General features: G+C 60.5%; 19 protein-coding genes. 12 read left to right on the top strand and 7 right to left on the bottom strand.

From position 1 onward, the window contains the following. Positions 1-5: 5 nt before the first annotated feature. On the top strand, positions 6-428 hold the full coding sequence (locus tag FQ705_RS28555) for an SRPBCC family protein (RefSeq protein WP_144147168.1): 423 nt from the start codon (positions 6-8) through the stop codon (positions 426-428). Between the two features lie 20 nt (positions 429-448). On the opposite strand, the gene FQ705_RS28550 is transcribed toward FQ705_RS28555, so the two are convergent. After that, positions 449-874, bottom strand: a complete 426-nt coding sequence (locus tag FQ705_RS28550) for a phosphate-starvation-inducible protein PsiE (RefSeq protein WP_144147165.1) — start codon at positions 872-874, stop codon at positions 449-451. Between the two features lie 423 nt (positions 875-1,297). Here FQ705_RS28550 and FQ705_RS28545 point away from each other — a divergent pair, with 423 nt between their 5' ends. After that, positions 1,298-1,513 carry a hypothetical protein gene (locus FQ705_RS28545; RefSeq protein WP_260854649.1) on the top strand — a complete coding sequence of 72 codons (216 nt, stop codon included), beginning with the start codon at positions 1,298-1,300 and terminating at the stop codon, positions 1,511-1,513. Between the two features lie 121 nt (positions 1,514-1,634). After that, positions 1,635-1,865, top strand: coding sequence for a hypothetical protein (locus tag FQ705_RS28540; protein WP_144147159.1), 231 nt, complete (start codon positions 1,635-1,637; stop codon positions 1,863-1,865). Positions 1,866-2,117: 252 nt separating this feature from the next. On the opposite strand, the gene FQ705_RS28535 is transcribed toward FQ705_RS28540, so the two are convergent. Further along, positions 2,118-2,942, bottom strand: coding sequence for a MetQ/NlpA family lipoprotein (locus tag FQ705_RS28535; RefSeq protein WP_144147156.1), 825 nt, complete (start codon positions 2,940-2,942; stop codon positions 2,118-2,120). A gap of 264 nt (positions 2,943-3,206) precedes the next feature. Here FQ705_RS28535 and FQ705_RS28530 point away from each other — a divergent pair, with 264 nt between their 5' ends. Both FQ705_RS28530 and FQ705_RS28525 read left to right on the top strand, forming a co-directional pair. Beyond that, entirely contained in the window at positions 3,207-4,010 is an 804-nt protein-coding gene (locus FQ705_RS28530; protein ID WP_144147153.1) for a hypothetical protein, read from the top strand. Between the two features lie 127 nt (positions 4,011-4,137). Beyond that, the gene (locus FQ705_RS28525) at positions 4,138-4,494 is read left to right on the top strand and encodes a BON domain-containing protein (RefSeq protein WP_144147150.1); all 357 of its coding nucleotides are present in this window, start codon (positions 4,138-4,140) and stop codon (positions 4,492-4,494) included. A gap of 631 nt (positions 4,495-5,125) precedes the next feature. On the opposite strand, the gene FQ705_RS28515 is transcribed toward FQ705_RS28525, so the two are convergent. Further along, the gene (locus FQ705_RS28515) at positions 5,126-5,575 is read right to left on the bottom strand and encodes a PRC-barrel domain-containing protein (RefSeq protein WP_144147144.1); all 450 of its coding nucleotides are present in this window, start codon (positions 5,573-5,575) and stop codon (positions 5,126-5,128) included. Positions 5,576-5,983: 408 nt separating this feature from the next. Here FQ705_RS28515 and FQ705_RS28510 point away from each other — a divergent pair, with 408 nt between their 5' ends. Together FQ705_RS28510 and FQ705_RS28505 are read left to right on the top strand one after the other, a co-directional pair. Next, the gene (locus FQ705_RS28510) at positions 5,984-6,430 is read left to right on the top strand and encodes a DUF421 domain-containing protein (protein ID WP_144147610.1); all 447 of its coding nucleotides are present in this window, start codon (positions 5,984-5,986) and stop codon (positions 6,428-6,430) included. Between the two features lie 290 nt (positions 6,431-6,720). After that, the gene (locus tag FQ705_RS28505; protein ID WP_144147141.1) at positions 6,721-8,850 is read left to right on the top strand and encodes a putative bifunctional diguanylate cyclase/phosphodiesterase; all 2,130 of its coding nucleotides are present in this window, start codon (positions 6,721-6,723) and stop codon (positions 8,848-8,850) included. Between the two features lie 37 nt (positions 8,851-8,887). On the opposite strand, the gene FQ705_RS28500 is transcribed toward FQ705_RS28505, so the two are convergent. Continuing rightward, complete coding sequence (locus FQ705_RS28500; RefSeq protein ID WP_144147138.1) at positions 8,888-10,375, bottom strand: MmgE/PrpD family protein; 1,488 nt, start codon at positions 10,373-10,375, stop codon at positions 8,888-8,890. A 46-nt stretch (positions 10,376-10,421) separates the two neighbouring features. Then, positions 10,422-11,939: an MmgE/PrpD family protein gene (locus FQ705_RS28495; protein ID WP_144147135.1), complete on the bottom strand. Its 1,518-nt coding sequence runs from the start codon at positions 11,937-11,939 to the stop codon at positions 10,422-10,424. Positions 11,940-12,171: 232 nt separating this feature from the next. On the opposite strand from FQ705_RS28495, the gene FQ705_RS28490 reads away from it, so the two are divergent. From FQ705_RS28490 to FQ705_RS28475, 4 genes are all read left to right on the top strand, one after another. Continuing rightward, positions 12,172-12,879, top strand: coding sequence for a GntR family transcriptional regulator (locus FQ705_RS28490; protein ID WP_144147132.1), 708 nt, complete (start codon positions 12,172-12,174; stop codon positions 12,877-12,879). 261 nt (positions 12,880-13,140) lie between these two features. Continuing rightward, positions 13,141-14,535 carry an FAD-dependent oxidoreductase gene (locus tag FQ705_RS28485; RefSeq protein WP_144147129.1) on the top strand — a complete coding sequence of 465 codons (1,395 nt, stop codon included), beginning with the start codon at positions 13,141-13,143 and terminating at the stop codon, positions 14,533-14,535. Beyond that, a complete protein-coding gene (locus FQ705_RS28480) occupies positions 14,532-15,347 on the top strand; it encodes a TlpA family protein disulfide reductase (protein ID WP_144147126.1) in 816 nt (271 codons plus the stop codon). The genes FQ705_RS28485 and FQ705_RS28480 overlap by 4 nt, the downstream gene beginning before the upstream one ends. 110 nt (positions 15,348-15,457) lie before the next feature. After that, positions 15,458-16,102: a hypothetical protein gene (locus FQ705_RS28475; RefSeq protein WP_144147121.1), complete on the top strand. Its 645-nt coding sequence runs from the start codon at positions 15,458-15,460 to the stop codon at positions 16,100-16,102. Positions 16,103-16,320: 218 nt separating this feature from the next. On the opposite strand, the gene FQ705_RS28470 is transcribed toward FQ705_RS28475, so the two are convergent. Together FQ705_RS28470 and FQ705_RS28465 are read right to left on the bottom strand one after the other, a co-directional pair. Next, the gene (locus FQ705_RS28470) at positions 16,321-16,662 is read right to left on the bottom strand and encodes a DUF4148 domain-containing protein (RefSeq protein ID WP_144147118.1); all 342 of its coding nucleotides are present in this window, start codon (positions 16,660-16,662) and stop codon (positions 16,321-16,323) included. A 405-nt stretch (positions 16,663-17,067) separates the two neighbouring features. Next, entirely contained in the window at positions 17,068-17,997 is a 930-nt protein-coding gene (locus FQ705_RS28465) for an HPP family protein (protein ID WP_260854646.1), read from the bottom strand. Between the two features lie 262 nt (positions 17,998-18,259). Here FQ705_RS28465 and FQ705_RS28460 point away from each other — a divergent pair, with 262 nt between their 5' ends. After that, a complete protein-coding gene (locus FQ705_RS28460) occupies positions 18,260-19,132 on the top strand; it encodes a LysR family transcriptional regulator (RefSeq protein WP_144147112.1) in 873 nt (290 codons plus the stop codon). Positions 19,133-19,354 lie beyond the last annotated feature (222 nt).

Here is a 19,354-nt window from a genome sequence, read left to right as displayed (position 1 = left end):
TTGTCATGGCTGAAGCATCTACCGGTATCGACGTCTCGCTGCCTGCGGACGAGGTATGGCAACTGATTGGCGGCTTCGGCTCCTTGCCGGACTGGTTGCCTTATATACCGAAGAGCGAGTTGAGTGAGGGCGGGCGCGTGCGGCATCTCGCGAATCCGGATGGCGATGCGATAGTCGAGCGACTCATCGCATTCGACAACGCCGCGCGAAGCTACAGCTACGCCATTCTCCAGGCACCGTTTCCCGTGACGGACTATGTGTCGACGCTGAAGGTCGTCGATAACGGGGGGAGCGCGTGCCGGGTCGAATGGTCTGGCCGCTTCACACCGAAAGGCGTGAGCGACCAGGAGGCGGTCAAACTCTTCCAGGGGATCTACGAAGACGGACTAAAGGCGCTAACCGCAGAGCTGGCGAAGAAAAACCCATAACGCCTGAGCGCGTTAAGCCACTACTTCTCGAATTTGCCGTCGTCCTGTGTCGGAAACTTGACCTGACCGATGCGGATCACGAGGACGCCGAGTGCCAGCACGAGAATGGCACCGGCGGTTTCCAGCATGTGCGAACCCGTGGCAGTACCGTTGCCTAGAATCAGTTCCCGCGCGAGCGCCACCATGGCGATGTAGAGCGGAAACCGTACGGGCAGTTGTCCGGATTTGAAATACTGACCCACCATCGCCAGTACTTCCAGATAAAGAAACATCAGCAGGAGATCCGTCAGGGTGACGGTTCCGCTCAACACCATGTTTCTGATCTCCTGGCCCATCGCAACGACGGCGGCGAGCGCTGTCGCTACCAGTCCCAGGAACTCTGCGAACAGAAGATAGCGGTTGAATCGCGCGCGAACGATATTGAGAGCGTCCGGGGAAATCTCCATGGTGATACCTCGACCTAGGTCCTTGTAATTACCTTAAGGTAATTCAGGCGATCGCGTCGATTCCCGTGCGTATTCGAAAAGCCGGCGATCTTCTGCTCGCGATCGGAAGATGGACAAGCGGATCGGGCGCGATGAGTTCAGACAGGCGGCGTGCCCGGTCTTCGCGGAGCGGCCACGGCTGTTCAGAGCCTGAACGGTTTGCTCACACCCCAGACGTCGACGACTGCCGTGACGACTTCGAGCGGGAAACGCAGGCGGTTCTCGACCGGGCCGCTGGTTTCGATGCTTCGCCCGGATCATTTTTGTCGCGATTGTCGATTTTTTTGTGGCTAAGTAGGCTACGGATTAGCCGTGCAAGCGCTCAACTCGCGGGACGCGGGAACAAAAAACGTCAGTGCAGGACGGAAGGGTAGAACGATGAAAATGTCTCACAGACTAGCGGGTTCACAATCGACGGGGCCGGTGTGGGGTCTCCTGTTCGGCTTTTTCATGACGGCCGTCGGCGCGGGACTCTGGTGGCACGCCTCGTCGTCGACGGCGCCCACGGGGCTCGACGAATCGTCGGCGACAGCCGCTATGCTCATCGGCGTGTTTCTGGGTATCTATAGCGGGCGCGAACTTTTCCACCAGCGCCGATAAGCCCACGCCGCAGGTTCAATCTCGTTGCAGCATCGATCCCAGCAGTCGTGCCAAAGCGGGCTCAGATAGCATTTTTTCCCCAGCGTCGGGAAGCGATGAAATCACCTTGGCGGAGTGTTCGATGTGCGCGCGGGCCGCTTCGCGCGCTCGAAGTGCCGTCGTCAAGCGGCGCGTCAATTCGATCGCGCTCGCACCAATCGAAGATTTTCGCCACGACTCGGATCTGTTTGGCGAGGGCGTACGCGAGCCGGCGGCACAGAAGCGAATCCAGGCCGCGATCGGGCGCGGCTTTCAGACACGTGACGCGGAAATGGATCTTGGCCGCCTGCTCGTCGAACTGACTGACGATTGATGCAACGAGGACATCATTTTGGCGAGCAAAGAAGAGATGCCACGGAACTCGCGCTCAAGGCGTATCAGCGTGCGCTCGAACCGAAGCGGCTCGCCATGATCGAGGGAGGCCACTTCGACCCCTGCCGGGCTGAGCTCGAAACCGCGTCGCGTGCAGCGATCGACTGGTTCAAGGCGCTTCTCCGATAAGGCCTGAATCCGCAGAAGCCTACGAATGCCGCGCTGGCGGGACGCAGCCCGCGCGGCTTGAAACTTACCTGGACGATTCGTTCCAGGCCGGCAACGTTGCGCCGTGATAGACATCGAGGATGACCTTCTCGACGTTCGGCTGTTGGTAGCTTTCGACCAGCGTATGCACCCAGGGCGCGTTCACATCCTTCTCGTTCACTGCGAGGAAGTTGCGATACGGATTGCCCGCAACCTTCTCCTGGGCAATGCGTTCCTGCGGGATCTTGATGCCGGCCTTGATGGCCCAATCCGTATTGATGACCGCCGCATCGAGATCGCCGATGGCGCGTCCGACGATACCCGCGTCGAGTTCCTTGATGTGGATCTGCTTCGGATTGTTCGCGATGTCGCGAATGGTGGGCAGCAGCGCCACGTTACTGCGCAGTGTGATCAGACCCAGGCTTTGCAGCAGGAGCAGCGAGCGGCCTTCATTGCTGGGATCGTTCGGCACGCCGATGGTCGCGCCGGTCGGCAAATCGGCGACCGACTTGACCTTGCGTGAATACAGACCGATCGGCTGAACATAGGTGTAACCCACCTGCACGATGTGGTAGCCGCGCGCGGCTATCTGCGCATCGAGGTAAGGCTTGTGCTGGAACGAGTTCGCGTCCAGGTCGTGCTGGGACAGTGCCTCGTTCGGCTGCGTGTAGTCGTTGAAGGTCGTGACCTTGATCGCGAGGCCGTGCCTGGCCGCATTCGCTGCGACCGCGCGCCAGACGTCTTCGTCTTCACCGGACATGATGCCTACCCGGATCGTTTGCTCGGCCGCCTGAGCCACCTGAGTACCCGCGATACCCCAGCCGAGAGTCAGAACGGCCAGCGCTGTTTTAAGGAATTTTTCTCTTTTCATTTTCTGGATCACGTTCGTGTCGTTGCAGAGGCTCTGATGCTAAGCAACGGGAGCATCCGCTGACAAATATTTAAGAACGGATAGCTACGCAGGCTCGCGTATATACAGGCGGTAACGGCTGTCGTCATGAAGCACGGCCCGAGCGGCGCGCAATTCCGATCTCGCGCTCGAAGCTCGAAGCTCGACTACCCGCTGCGCGACGATGTCTCCGCCTGACAGAGGAAGCGACCACGTAGATCTATACTGGGGTAACTGGAGGCTCCAATGACGAATCAAGAAAGGCTGCATCCGTTACGTCCGCTCCTCAAGAACTGGATTTGGGAGCATGGCCGAGTCGGCACTCGATATCTGGATTGCACCGATGGCGAAGTCAAGTTCGACGAAGGCAAGAAGTCGCGCTTCGCGGACGAAGAATACATTTACGTTCAGCTCGACAAGGATCCTGACGAAGCTTCGTCGACGGAAGGTCCTGCGATTCAGGAAGCAGGGCTTGCGCGGTTTTTGAGGGCCACCCAGTTAGGCAAGCCCGAAGAAGCCGGCACGATCGCGGAGGTCCAGCGCGCAGTGCGGGACTGCATGGACCTCGGTCTGTTCAGCGCATACCAGTTGAGCGCCCGGGAGGCCTTCGCTCGTTACGCGCAGGAACCTATGTTCGAAGATGAAATCCGCGCTGCCGTAGTCGCCGATATCCGGCGTATGTACGTGGGCACGCGCGAACAATTGGCGCTATACGATTTCAGTGTGCTTTACGGCTTGCCTACGCCGCTGCTCTTCAGCGAGGCGCCGTTCATCGACTGGCGCGTGCGCGCCAGTCCGGCCCTTCCTTTTGTTTCGCTTCCCCTTGGGCCTTATTGCCTGCTGGTGGGTGCGCCGTCGGGCAGGAGCAGCCGGATTGGCCCCGTGGTCTGGAAGTCAGCCGCGGCAATGGGCCCGTTGAAAGATCACAACCGCCAAATCGCAGAGCACGCGCGCTCGTGGGTGGTGGCGACCACCGACGACCAGCTCGTCGCGATACAGGGCCGCTTTGCCGATGTCAGGAGCCCCGGGTCAGAGGAGACGAAGCCCTGAGCGAAGTCGACGGGAAACTCGCCTCCGACGATGCTCTTGCGGCTAACGTCCGCATTAGCTATACCCCCGGGGGCTCCATATAGGCAGTGCTTTGGCGAGTGCCACGAATTGCCACCGGACAAAGGTCATGATCCGAAAACCTGTGTGGACTCTGTGGGCGGCTGTAGGGGTGACGACGGCTTTGTCGGCTTGCGTGCAGACGGGTCCGACGTACACCGTGCCCGCACCGCAGCAGCCGATCGGTGGCGACGCTGAGGGGCAGTCTGACCGCGCCTTGTCGAGGGCAGTCCGGCAAGCACTGGCCCAGGCGCCTGGTTTCAATGTGGCGGGCGTGTTTGTCCGTGCGCGCGACGGCGCAGTGTTCCTCAGCGGGACGGTGCACAGCGCCGATCAGATCCGTCAGGCTGAGCAAATCGCGCGAACCGTCCCGGGGGTACTGGTGGTGTCGAACAAACTGACGTTGTGGCACGGTGGGAATGGCTAAGCGCGGTGGGCCCGGTTCGCTGATTCAACGTAGCCCGAGTGCGAGCTCGACAAATTGCATGTCGCACGCGTTGGCGTCGCCATAACGGTGTGCGATGTAGAGTGTGGTGGTCGTGTCGGCTGCGTGTCTCGTTTGTGCCGGACACGTCCCGCCCTTAGCGTGGTTTTGCAGGGCGGCCGACCATCCACAACGGTCACGCGGCGGAACATCCACGTAACCGGGTTGGAATCACCGGCCAGTGCACCTCGCAAATTTCGCCTCTCGTACCTGTAGAAAATTTTATTGGGCACCCGAAGCAGCAGTATCGGACGCACCCTTGGCATGCGGGTCGTTCTGAGGCATTCGAGTAGGTGACTTCATCGTGGTAGAGCCTTTTGAAGTCGATGTAGTACCGGTTGTCCCGCCAGCGTTGGGGGTGCTCATTCCGGTGCCACCCTGGCCGGCGGACCCGCCGCCGCTACCGCCGCCACCATTTCCGCCTCCAGCGCCTTGAGCGAATGCTGTTCCTGCGCACATGAGCATCAAAACGGAACAAATCGCCGCCTTGTTGGCTGATTTCATCGCTGTCTCCCTGATAGCATCCGTGCGCGGTCAGATTCGCCGTACAGGCCCGCCGCGCACGAATTCTGATTTAGATATCGCCCGGGCGGGTCGGGTCGATTTCAGGCGACGCCGACCAGTAGGGGTTCCGGTTGTAATACTGATGGACGGTGGTGCCCCACGTCGAATCTGCCATGGACGGCCAATGGTCCTTGTCAAAGCCCGGGTCGCTCTTTATTTGTTCGGCGGCAATGCTGACGTGAAAGCATTTCTCCTCCGTATCGAGCGTCAGCGCATTCCACGGTATCGCATGGAGCGTCGTGCCCATCCCAAGGAAGCCACCCTCCGACAGCACCGCATATGCAATCCTGCCGTTTTGCACGTCGAGCATGATGTCGGAGATTTTGCCGATGTCTTCGCCGTCCGACGAGATGACTTTTGTGCCGTCGAGGGTCGAACTGGTCATCACGTTGGGGCCGGGTCCGTCGCCCGTGCCGCCACCGACAATCCGCGCGCCGCCTTGTGGGTTCAATGTGCTCATATGTCCTCCAAAATTTTTTAGATAGAGAACATCCCTGCGCAACGGGTATGCCCGCCAGGCCCGCGCTCCCGCAGTCAGCGCTTCACTGACAATTGCCACAGAACATAACTGCCAGCCTGAGCCCAAGTTGCGGCCGGAACGCGAGCATGGTGCGGCATCGTCGGACTCCGGCGTTGATGCGTCGCGTCGACGGTCTTCAGAAGGCTGTTCCAACCGCCAGCCCAACGCATGTCGCGCAGGCGCACGGCGGCGGCATCGGGCATAGGGATTGCAGAGTCCGACGTTTATTGCAGGGTGCATGCGGGTCGGCCTGACGGCGACGGCTGCACTCACAAGAACGGCAAGGAGACAAACGTAAACGCACTTATTGCACTGTTCGGAGAGGGCAAGGACCTCTCCGCCATTCAAATGGGAGCACGCGCGGCAGCAACATTTCTCATCGCTCTTATTTTCATTCGAATTTCGGGTCGGCGCTCGTTCGGCCAACGCTCACCTTTCGACTATGTCGTCGCCATACTGCTGGGCGCAACGATGAGTCGCGCGATAGTCGGTGCGTCGCCAGCATTGCCGACGTTCGCCGCGTCGCTAGTCATCGTGTTCATGCATCGAACGTTGGCGTGGGCGTGCGTACGGTCGCACGCTTTGGAACGGCTTGTGGGAGGTGTCGAGCGCCAGTTGTATCGCGATGGGAGTTTCGACCGGCAACAGATGCTTGCTGCACTCGTGTCGCGAACCGACATTCTTGAAACGGTGAGGAAGGAACTCGGGACGGAGGCGCTCGATAAAGTTCACAGCGCGATTCTGGAGCGCGATGGCGAGATAAGCATTATCCGGAAGCCGGTCGCGGACGTGTAAGTATCGCGCCGGTTTTATCGCCTCGAGGCGACGGTGGCCGCACTAATCCCGTTGCCTGATCCGGCAAGCGACCACCATGGTTCGCCCTTATCCACTGCCGAAGGCCACCCGAACCTTCTATTTCGTACGAACCGCACTCAGATGCGGGAAATGCATAAAGTTATCCGTCAGATTGTCGATAAAGCACCGGTGGGCATGTGCCGCGTGACGCGGCGCGGCTTGCCGCGGCCAGATCGGCGCGAAAGAAGAAGCAGTCGAACAGGACTGATACAAAAAGAGAGAGAGGGCCGATGACTGGACAATACAACCCGCTGCTGGTCTGCCTGTCGCTGGTAGTCGCATTTCTTGCGTCCTACACGGCAGTGGAGTTGTCCGGCGGCCTGAATGCACTCGCAAGCGCGAAACGGCGCCCTTTATGGCTCGCCGGTGGTGCGGTGTCAATGGGAGTCGGTATCTGGTCGATGCACTTCATCGGCATGCTCGCGTTCTCGCTGCCGATTGCAGTCGGCTATGATTTCACCCTCACTGCCGCGTCGCTGTTACTCGCGATCAGCGCGTCGTTGATCGCGCTTGCCACTGCCAGCCGCGGAACGTTGTCGTACCGACGTCTGTGCGTTGCGGGAACGGTGATGGGCGCGGGCGTGGCCGCCATGCACTTCACCGGCATGCACGCGATGAAGATGTCCCCGGGAATCGAATACACGATCTGGAAGGTCGTCCTGTCAATAGGTGTGGCAATCGCCGCTTCGATGGCGGCGCTCTGGCTCGCCTTTACGCTGCGCACCGCAGACCTTGAGAACCTGGTTGTAAAACGGCTCGGCGCGGCCTTCATCATGGCATTCGCGATTACCGGAATGCACTATTTCGGCATGAGCGCCGCCAACTTCGCCGCCGGAAGCCTTTGCCTCTCCGGCGGTAGGCTCGATGCCAACTGGCTCGCGCTCGGCGTCACGGCGACGTCATTCACCACCCTGGTCGGCACGCTCGCCTTGCTTGGTTTTCATACAAGCAGCCTGTCCGCCTCACTCAGGCGCGCCAACCGCAAGTTGCACTATCTGGGCACGCACGACGCGCTGACGAACCTCCCGAACCGCCAGCAACTCTCGTTGCGCATCGCGCAGGCGATCGTCGAATGCGCGCGTAAAGAGTCGATGTTCGCCGTGCTGTTCATCGACCTCGACGGCTTCAAGTCGATCAACGACTCGCTCGGCCACGGTGTCGGTGACGACCTGCTCGAAGTGTGCGCTGAGCGACTGCGCCAGGCGTTGCGCCATACCGACATGGTTGCCCGACTCGGCGGAGATGAATTCGTCATCGTGGTCGAGACCCTGTCCGATGCGTCGTCGGCCGAGACCGTTGCCGAGGGCGTCCTGCGACGGCTAAGCGAGGAGATCACGGTCAACGGGTTGCCGCTGCGTGTGAGCGCGAGCATCGGCATTGCGTTTTATCCCCGTGACGGTGGCGATGCCGAGCAACTGCTGCATAGCGCGGACGCCGCCATGTATGCCGCCAAGCAGGGCGGCCGCAACACCTTCCGCGTGTTCGAGCCGAAGATGGACCACACTGCGCTGAAATCGCTGACCCTGCAACGTGACCTGCATCGTGCGTTGAACGACGGCGAACTCAGCATTGCATTCCAGCCGAAATTCAGCGTTGCATCGCAATCGGTCACTGGCGTCGAGGCATTGATTCGCTGGCGCCATCCCGAACTCGGCGAGATTCCGCCGCTGGAATTCATCCCCATCGCGGAGCGTTCAGGCCTCATCAACGAGATCGGCGATTGGGTGCTACGCGAGGTCTGCCGCAACATTGCGCTGTGGGACGAGAAACGGCTGCCCCCGATTTCTGTGGCGGTGAATCTGTCGCCAATCCAGTTCAATGTGCCGGATCTGGTGAGCCGCATCGACGCGTTGATCGCCGCAGCCGGGGTCGAGCCGTGCCGTCTGATGTTCGAGATCACGGAAACGGCAGCGATGCAGAACATCGAGAAGACGAGTCACACGATCGAAGCGCTGCAATCGCGCGGCTATACCGTTGCCATTGACGACTTCGGCACGGGATATTCAAGCCTCGGCTATCTGCAGCGCTTCAAATTCGACCAGATCAAAATCGATGGCTCGTTCATGCGCGATCTTGACGCCGGTGGCCAGCGCGGCAGTGCATTGCTGTCCGCTGTCGTGACGCTGGCGCGTGCGTTGCAGATCGAGGTCGTGGCAGAAGGCGTCGAGACCGAGTTGCAGTTCCGCACACTCAGTGAACTTGCCTGCGATCAGATGCAGGGCTTTCTGTTGAGCAGGCCGCTGCCCGCCAGCGAATTTCTTGCATTCCTAAGTTGCACCGCGGACCGGGTCGTCGCCAGAGCGAGCGTCTGCGATGCGCCCGCAGGGCGAGGGCTGCCGTCGTTGCCGGTTATGGTTTGATCTTTGCAGCGACGGACTCTGCCCGGTTTGTTGTCTGTTACGGTAACGCGGCCAGTGCAATATCGGCGGCGCTGTCCAGTTGCTCGACATGCCAGCACGTGTCCATCAGCTTGCGCGTTTGCGACGGCGACAGGATACCGTCGGTCAAATCTGAGAACTTCTTTTCCAGCTGCTGGTTCGTCATTGGCACCTGGGTGCTGCCAATCGCGTGGTCGATGAATTTGTGCAGCTTGCGACCGTCTTTCAGCGTGATCGTCATGTCGACCTGTTCCGGTTTGATCGCTGGATCGATGACGGTATTGACCTTGTCGCGCAAAGCGATCGTTGCCGGGTCGCGAACTTTTGCGTCGCTGAACTGCTTCTCGCCCGCCGCGCCGTCGATCATCGCGATGGCCACCGCATGATAGATGCTGAACTTGCCTTCGAGACCGATTTGTGGCGTCTTTTTACCCGTCAACTCAATGACAAGCGGATGCACTCGCAGGTCGATGCGTTCGATCTGATCGGGCGTCAGATGATATTGATTGCGTAGCTGGATCGCCGCATCGATGGCGGGATGGATCACGATGCCGCATGCAAACGGCTTATAGGTGTTGAGCGTCGATTCGTAGTGCGTGCCGAGTCCCTCCGTGATCTCGCGATAGTCCTGCTTGGTGCTGATCGTGTTCGCCCAACCGCGTTTCGCTTCGATCATGCCATCGGAGCTGGTGTAGTCCTGCGCGGCCAGCAGGGCAGCGAAAATGCCGTTCGCCGCTGCGCGGCCCGGATTGAAGCTCTTGTTCATCGAGCCGAACGATTCACGCAAGCCGACCGGCTGAGACGCGGCGAGGCCGAGGGCCCATACCATCTGCTGAACGCTCAGCCCCATCAGCTTGCCGGTGGCCGCCGCTGAACCGAAGACGCCGCATGTGCCCGTGATGTGCCAGCCTACGTCATAGTGATTCGGATACACCGCATTGCCGATCCGCAACTCCGTCTCGACACCCAGCACCAGCGCATTCAGAAAGTCCTTGCCCGACACGTGACGGTATTGCGAGTACGCCAGAATTGCGGATACGACCGGTCCGGCCGGATGGATGATTGTCTTCAGATGCGTATCGTCGTAGTCGAAAATATGACTGCTGACACCGTTGAGAAAGGCCGCGTTCATGATGTCGAAACGCTCGGTGCGCCCCAGCAGATTCGCTTGAGGGGGGCCGGAGAAAGGCGTCAGCGCGGTGACTGCGCGATTCACCGTCTCGTCGTGGGAACCGCCCACGGCAACACCCACCCAGTTCATCAAGGTCCGCACGCCTTCCGTGCGGGCTTCGGCGGGCAGGTCCTGGTAGCCCGTCTTGACGATGAACTCGGCAAGGATGCGCGTGACCCTCGGCGGACGGGAATTCGTGCCGCTTCTGGAGTCCGGCGCGGAGACGCCTTTTGCGGCGTCCGTGGATTGGGCGAGCACCGTCGTGCTGACGGCGGCGGACGCCAAAGCGCCTACGGCGCCGGTCTTTAGAAAGTTACGCCGATCGATAGCGGGCATGGGCTTGTCTCCTTCAGTTCGAGGTTGACTGCTGGATACGCGGCAATCACGTTGTCATCAACGGTCTGAGTTCGCGAATATCTTTCAGTGTTTCAAGGCGGTTGATCGCCTCGATCAAGCGTGCCGTTTTCGCCGTGCCGAGAACCGGTGCCATCAGATCTTGGGCCTTTGCGTTGACGTCCTCGGTGGACAGCGGATTTTCTTTGGTGCCTGGCGCGAAACGCGTGTAGTGCTCCACCGTACGGCCATCCGTCATCGTGACCTGAACTTTCGCGCCGCGCGGCGCGTTTGGGTCCAGCAAGGACGGGTCTGGTTGCACGGTGACTTTGGCTCGCTGGGCAAGGATGGCGGGGTCCTGCATCAGCGCGACGTCATGACTGTCGTGGAACGAGACGGCACCCTTGACCAACGCCAGCGCGACCAGATGCTGACAGTTGACGTCGGGCATCGCGCTGTCGCCGACGATACCTTCCGCATCGGGAGGAATTTTGACGACGATGCTTCGCACATTGTCCGGTGTCAGGCCGTATTGTTTGCGCAGGGTCAGCAAAGCATCGAGCGGCGACTGGATTGGATAGCCCACAGAGTAGGTCTTTATGGCCGTCTCGGTCACGTAAAAGCGGCGACCCAGGCCGTCGAGCATCGCTTCGGGTTGCGGATTAGTCGATAGCGCGATGAACAGGTTATGTGTGCCGTCGAGTACATCGAACACGCCGGTCATGCCCGACTGCACCATGCCCACGGCTTCGACGCCGTTGCGCGCGCCCATGCCGGCGAAGTCGAAGGCCTTTTCGATGTGGTCCTTGTCCTTGACCCAGCTCCACAAACCCGACACCTGCTGTGCCGAGTAGGAGATGGCGTACCGCATCTGCAGCTCGTTGAATTGCGCCAGCGATGCCGCCGCGCCGAGCGAGCCGAACGTCGATGCAGTGCCTTCGGCACTGCGACTCGAGCCGCGTACGAGGTCCGGTCCAAGCGCCATAAGCAGACGACAGGCAAGGTCGTAACCGAGCGCTACCGCGCGCAGTACCGATTCGCCGCTTTGTCCTTCATGTTCGCCGACTGCCAGCGCGGACGGCACGACTGAACTGCCCGGATGCGCCTTCGTTACCGGCTCGAAGTCGTCGGTTTCGTCCGAGTGCGCGCACATCGCGTTTGCGAGTGCGGCGTTGACCGTGGTGGTGCGTACGTTCGAACCGATCACGGACGCCTGCGGCGTGCCACCGAGTCCGCGCACATATTGCGTTGCCATGATGCCCGGGCGCATCCGCGAGCCCGACACCATCGCGCCGAACGTGTCGAGTATGCGGCGCTTGCAGGCAATCATCACGGTGTCGGGCAATGGCGCGCTGCGGGCCGATACCATGTAGCGCGCCAGCCGTCCTGTGATGTCCGTGTTGGTTGCCGTCCCACTCTCGCTGGCGGTGACGTTCGAGGCCGCGTCATGCGCGCCGGCGAAGCGCAACGGGCCGATCGATAACGCGGCAAGCGCACCGGCCGATCGCAGCAACCGCCGGCGCAACACCAGACGATCTCTCCGATTGATGTCTCCAACTTTCTCCATAGCGTGTCCCTGACTTTGTGTGCGATGTCGGCGAATGGCTTGGAGTGTCGACATCTTCCGTAGTTTAACCAGGAAATCTGGCGAATTGGTAACAGTGAAATGCCAGATGTACACACTTTGCCGTACAGTGTTTGATAGCGTAGCGGGGCTGCGTCGTCAAACCGACGCTGTGTCGTTCGCGTAGAACGAGCGTGCGTCGGCCTGGCGGAGTTTGCCGCCAAAAGGAATCGCGATGAGCGGAAGTGTTGACAGAAGCAAGTTCGAAGGTGAGGGCCACGGCGAGCCGTCGGCGGTCGGCGATATCGTCGAGTGGGTGGCGCGCGGCATTATCGAGGGACGTTTGCTGCCGGGCGATGACCTGACCTCCGTCGATCTTGCCAAGCGCTTTAACGTGAGCCGCACGCCGGTGCGTGAAGCCTTGTTCGTGTTGAGTCGCGAAGGGCTGGTCGATTGGTCGCCGCGCAGGCGTCCGCGCGTGTCGGCAGTGAGATTGCAGGACGTGCGCGAGATTTACCAGTTGCGCGCAATTCTTTACGCCGAGGTGTCCGCAGCGATTGTGGAGCACGCGAGCGATGCGGACCTCGCCTCACTATCGGATGCGCATCGTCGTCTCGCGCAAGCGGCCGAGCAAGGTGACGTCGACGGTTATTTCTGGGGGAATGTTGCCTTCCGCGACGAGGAGTTGCGTGTGTGCGGCAATGGCATCTTCAAGGAGGTGCTGGATTCGATGCGGATGCGAACGAACCGCTTGCGTCGTCTGAGCACGTCTTTGCCTGGACGTTTGCAGCGCTCATGCGCCGATCATCAGCGATTGTGTGAAGCCTACGCCGAGCGTGACGGCGTACTTGCCGCTGCCCTGAACAGGTCTATCGTGCTTGGCGCGCTACAGGCTATCGAGCAGGCATGGGATCACGCGCCTTTGACGACGCGCCGACGGTGACGTGGCGCAGCCGTCGGCTTGCGCCATGCATCTGGCCTGGCGACTTCAAACGAGCGGCGCCATTAACTCCTGTCGCCAGGCCGCGCAGCGGTGACCACCAGAATCCGAATTCACCTTGGAAGTTGAGACGATCGAGCTAGTTTTCGAGCGTCGCGAGCGTCGGCAACCGCCGGTTGGGCTCATAGAATCCACTCACTGAGATGTGAGCCGATGCGGTTCCCTTCGAAACGCACCGAGCGATAACCCAAACTGGAGTTGGCAATGTCGAATGTCGAACACTACGAATATGTTTTCCTCGGCGGCGGAAAGGGCGGCAAAACGCTCGCAATGGAATTGGCTCAAGCCGGAAAGCGCGTCGCGCTGATCGAGCGTGGAATGATCGGCGGATCGTGTATCAATATCGCCTGTATCCCGACGAAGGCGTTGATCCAGAATGCGCGGATCGCCCATTTGCACGACGCCCATCTGCGCGACAGCGAAGTGACCGAGCGCCCGAAAACCGATATGAAAAAGGTGATCGACAACGTGCGCTCGGTGGTCGCCGGCATGGTGGACATCAATATGAAAGCGTTTCTCGGTTCAGGCCTCGAGTTGGTATTGGGAACCGGCCGGTTTGTCGGCCCACGCAGAATCCAGGTGGAGATGAACGAAGGTGCCGCCCGGATCATCGAGGGCCAGCACGTTTTCATCAACACGGGAACGACGGCCGCGATTCCCGACGTGCCGGGTCTGAAAGACGCGCAACCGCTCACGCACGTCGAAGCGCTGCAACTGGAGTCGCTTCCGGACCGTCTCGTCGTGATCGGCGGCGGTTATATCGGGCTCGAAATGGCCCAGGCTTTCCGGCGTTTGGGCAGCAGCGTCACGCTCATTCAGGAAGGTCCCCGTGTCGCGATGCGCGAGGATGAAGACGTCACGTCGGAAATTCAAGCTGCGCTCGCCGACGAGGGCGTCGAGATTCTGGTCGGCGCCAAGCCGGTGAAGGTGACGGGCAAGTCGGGTCATGCCGTCACGATCGAACTGGAAAGTGGCGCGGTGGTGTCCGGCACGCACGTGCTCGTCGCCGCAGGACGCACGCCTGTGACGAAGAGCCTGGCGCTCGACGCTGCCGGCGTCGAAACCGACGAACGAGGCTTCATCAAGGTCGACGAGCGGCTCGCGACGACAGCCGCCAACACCTGGGCAATCGGCGAAGTGGCGGGCACGCCGATGTTTACCCACGCGTCCTTTGACGACTATCGCGTCCTGAAGTCCCAACTTGCTGGCGGCAACATGACGACGAAGGACCGCATCATTCCTTACGCGCTGTTCATCGAACCAGAACTCGGCCGAATCGGACTGAATGAAACCGAAGCCAGGGCACGCGGTATCGAAGTGCGGGTAGCAAAGATTCCGATGGCAGCGGTGCCGCGCGCCCGCACGAATGGGGCGACGAAAGGCTTCATGAAGGTGCTGGTCGATCAGCATTCGGACCAGATCCTTGGGTTCACGATGCTGGGCACGAATGCCGGCGACGTCGTGACGGCCGTGCAGATGGCCATGATCGGCAAGCTCCCTTATACGGCTGTACGCGACGCGATCATCGCCCATCCGTTGATTTCAGAAGGCCTGAATATCCTCCTGGGCAAGGTTCCGGCACGCGCCACCAATCAATGAGCATCGGCCCTTACTCGTTCCCTGTCGCGCCGCTCATCCTTTTGCTGAGCATCGGCATTGCTCTTTTCGTGGCGCGCAAAGCCAGCAATGGCGCGGCCGCGGCGGAAACGACCATTCTGTATAGCGTGGTGGCCGGGCTGGTGGTGTCCCGACTCGCGTTCGTCGGGCAATATCTGCCGGCCTATCGGGGCGATCTGCTGACAATGCTCGATTTCCGCGATCTAGGCTTCGACCTGGTACCTGGCGTCGTAGCCGGTGGGTTGGTTCTACTAGGGATGCTCGCGAAGCGGCGACACGTGCGCCGCGCTGCGGTGATCGCGGTCTTCGCCGGTTGCACGAGTTGGGGCGTGGCGACAGCTTTCGCCGACACCGGAAAGGACGCAGCCTTTCTGCCCGCGGTAAAGGTGCTCGATATGAATGGCAACCCGCAGCCCCTTGCATATAGAGACGGCAAACCGCTAGTCATGAATCTGTGGGCGAGCTGGTGTGGACCCTGTCGAGCCGAAATGCCGGTTCTAGCCGAAGCGCAAAGAGACTTCGCGCAGGTGGACATTGCCTTTATCAACCAGGGCGAATCGGAAGCCACGGTGAACGACTTCGTAACGGAGCACGGGCTTGTGCTGCACCACCTCGCGCGTGATCCAACCCTGTCGGTTGCGCGTGCGGTCGGGGCGCGAGCGTTCCCGACCACGCTGTTTTATGACCGAAGCGGCAAGCTGCTGGCGGTGCATCTGGGGCCGTTCTCGCGAGCAACCTTCGAGCAGGCGCTTCAGAGGCTCTACGCCGAATCGGCGGCCGTCGCGCAGCATTGATTCAGTTTCCGACGGGTTTTTTCTTCATAGCTGGTCTCAGGCCACCCTTCGCCTTTTAGGCAATGCGGCTACGTCTGCATAACAAAATTTTCCCGGATTACTCATTGAACATGCGACTGACCTACATACTCATCGGTGCCGTTTCCTTGTTATCAGGCTTCGCGCACGCGCAAGCCATCCCGGCGGTCACACTGCCCTTCGAAACACATGCCGCGTATTTTTCCCGGGAAGTGGCGTCACAAACGATTCTCGACCCACAGGTCTTCGTGCACGACAAAAGCGCGCAGGCGGAGCGCCATTGGCAGGGTATCGAACATGTCGCGGGTGTCCGCAACGCACGCATCGATGACCCCGCCGCAACTGATCTCTATACGGCCAGAGGTGCCCCCTTGGGGATGACGGCTGTGCAGTGGTTCACCGCCGGTGGCACCGTGACCTTGACGGCGCGTGCGGATGGCCGGGAAGACGTAACGGTGCATTTGCACGGTCTGAAGCCCGGTGGCGAATTCAGCCTCTTCGAAAATCACTTCGACCAGCAACCCATTGGGTTCACGCCGGTTGACGGCACCGGAAACGGCAACTCCTTCGTCGCGGATTCGACTGGCTCTGCGAGCGTCAGCATGGTTGCGCCCGCTCAGATGACCCATGCCAACGCAGTGCTCGTCGTGTACCACTCTGACAATGAGACGCACGGCAGCGAGCGTGGTGCGATCGGTGAGACGGCGCATCATCAATTGATTGCGCGCGTGCCTTGATGCGACCAGCAGCGCGGCCAGTATTCAAGGTGTGCGAACCGTGGAATCAATTGAGCCGAATGAACAAGTCTTTGAGACGTTCGTGTTTGCGGGAGGGGAAGCGCCGATCTTATAGTTGATCATACGTAGGTCGTCGAAAAAAAAAGGAGAGGCGGTTCGCCGTGTTCCGGCCGGCCATTGGGCCGTTCAGGCGAACCGGTAGATTTGCTTACCGTTTCTCAGCTTCCGAAATACGGCATGCAGTAGCTGGTCGGGCCCACGCAGTTGTCGTTCATCGCATGGTTTGGACGCCGCCCGGATTCGCTGCGGTTGGTCGAACCGCCTACGCTGCCTGTCGCGAGCGCCGTGCCTTCGGCGCTCACCTTGGCTTCAGCAGCCTCGATATCGTTGGGATACGCCTGGTTTTCGCCGCTTGCCGGCAAGTACCCGGCCTGTTCGATCCGAACCAGGTCTGCGCGAACTTCGGCGCGGGTGAGCGGAGCGCTGGTTTGCTGGGCGAATCCGCACAACGGGACGATGAGAAAGCTCGTCGCGACGACGAGGGAAGCGAAGGACTTCATGGCAACTCCTTTGAACGCATGGTGGCGAGTGAGTGCAGCAAAGAGCGGCGAGTACAGCGCCTGCCGTCCGGAAGTTTGTCGGCCAGGCGATGCACGAACGTCGAGCCGGTCGATAACGAACACGGTGCACGGATATCGCTTCTGCGATCCGGTTTTGTCCGCGTTCGTATTCGACCGTGCTGTAAGAAGCGTAGAGGCGGCGACGTGTCTACGCCATTCTGCAAACGTGTGGCGCCGCATGATCCTTCGACGGGGTCACCCATACCAAGGTGGAGGTAGGCCCTTGCCGGCGCACATGGCGAGACGTGCATCGCCGACCGGCCGTGCGCCGGCTTCTGGTTCATCGATCACGTTGCGCATTCAGGTCCCGTCAGCATGAGCACGCCACCTTGCTGCGGCAAATCCTCAAAGCGCGACCTGGCGTCCAACTCCCGACGCTTTCTTGAAGAGCAGGAAACTCGCCGTCAGGAGCGTGCTGCCTATAGCAACCGCTAGCGGGAAATGCCAGTCAGCGCGAGTCATGACTTGTGGCAGGAGTCCTATGGCAAGTGCGGGGATTGCATACAGGCGAGTCGCGCGCAGCATGACGACGCCGAACAGCATGGCCAGCAAAGTGGAGATGACGCCCGGACCAAATACCGTTAGCGCGGCGACGCCCGCTGCCGCCGCGAGCGTGCATACCGCGGGCAACAGTACCGGCCGCTGGGCCCAGGGACAGACGTCGGCATGTGCGAACATTTCGAAGGCGATCACGACAAGTGGCGGGAAAAATACCATTCTCATTCCGGTCGCCATTGAGAGCAGGTAAGCGGCGCTGAGAAACGCGACGTAATAAGGCACCCAGCGGAACTGCCCCGGCAGCGATTCGATTTCGTCGTTGACCCGATCGGCGCTGCTCGGCGCAGCGTGTGCGCCTTTGTCGAAAAATCTCCGGTATGCCGAGGACAGGACGGCAAGCGCACCCGTGCCTAGCAGAATCGCCAGCGGGTACAGCCAGCTTTTTTCGCCAAGCGAAAGCGCGAGAACGCAGGCCGAGATGGCCGGCGCGATCGGCGAGCGCATCAACTTGAGGATGACTATCGCCCCCATGATGCAGATCGCAACGGATGCAGCGGAATACGGCAGATAGCGCGTGACGAGCACACCCAGCACAGCGGTTGCCGCCGGAGAGAACGCGAGCATCCAGGGCGCACGGGCCCAGGTGCCGCGCGGTCGCATGAACACGTCGTAGGACAGCGCGGCTAACTCGGGGAAAAGGAGCAGAGCCACGCCGGCCGCCGATGCGGCTCCGGCCATCCCGCCCATGAAGCAGAGCGAAATAAGCACGGCTGACATGACACGCTGAGATTCGGTCATTCTCATGCTGCCGACCTGTATGTCGTGCGAAGCCGAATCGGCAAGCCAGGCGGGAAATGCCGCGCCAGTCGACGTACAAGGCCGACTGGCCGCCTATCGGGGGCCTCGGCGCATCGATGCTGGATCAGGGATGTTTTCATCGGGAATTAACCTTTTCGGCTGAGGTATTCCCCATGGTATGGGTTTTAGCTTTGTGCGAATATTCCCCATAACTGCGCACCATCCTTGAGAAAATGCACCGATGTTCGACTGGGAAGATTTGCGTCATTTCCTCGCGCTCGCCCGCATCGGTACGTTTTCGGGGGCCGCACGAAGCCTGAAGGTCGATCACGCGACGGTGAGCCGACGCTTGAGCGCATTGGAGGACGAGATGAAGACGCGCCTGGTCGAGCGTCTCCCCCGATCCTGCAAGCTCACTCGCGCGGGCCAGCGGGTGTTCGAACTGGCGCAGGCAATGGAAGACAACGCCTATTCAATCGAACGCTTCCTCGATGTCAGCCTTTCCCCGCTGCAGGGCAAGGTCACACTGAGCGCACCGCCTGTGCTGGTGGCCAGTTATCTGGTGAAGCATCTGGCGGATTTCCGGATTGCGCATCCCGGTGTGCAATTGTCTCTTTCGGGCGAGCCCCGGCAAGTTTCTCTGAGTCGGCGCGAAGCGGACATCGCCCTAAGGCTGGTTCAGCCAACCGAAGCGACCACGGTGGTACGTAAGCTGGGGCGCATGTCGTTTGACCTTTACGCAAGCAAGGACTACCCGCATCTGCATAATCCGGCTGCCTGGGAGTTCATCGTCTACGATGCCGGATTCGCGGACAGGCCACAGCAAACCTGGTTGATGAACATTGCAAGAGGGCGACCGATTGCATGCGAAATCGGCGACATCACGGGTCATGTCGCCGCGACTCAAGCTGGCGCCGGCGTGGCCGGCCTACCGTGTTTCCTGGCCGACGCCGACCCGAATCTGCAGCGAGTCGCCTACGACGGCGAACGATTTACACGAGATATCTGGATGGCCGTGCATCGGGATCTGCGCCGATTGCCCCAAGTGCGGGCGGTCATGGACTTTCTACTAAAAATCATCGCGGAAAATCCTGCCTTTACGGCGAGCGATTAGAAAGTACGCTCCGCAAAAGTACTCGAGCGATTGCGTCATCCGTCGGAGCGGATCGAACTCTCACGTCCAGCGATTCTATTCGCTCTGTATCTACGCCCCCGTCTGGACTTCGGTGCTCTCGCCAGCTAGCTCCCTGCTGCGGCGAAGCCCCGACTAACCGCCGCGCGCAGGCCGGAAAACGGCCTTATCCAATACCAAAGGCTACCCTGAAGTACTGATAAG

It is taken from the genome of Paraburkholderia sp. BCC1884, from assembly GCF_900996225.1.
Lineage (GTDB): Bacteria > Pseudomonadota > Gammaproteobacteria > Burkholderiales > Burkholderiaceae > Paraburkholderia.
This window is presented reverse-complemented; position numbering and strand designations above follow the sequence as displayed.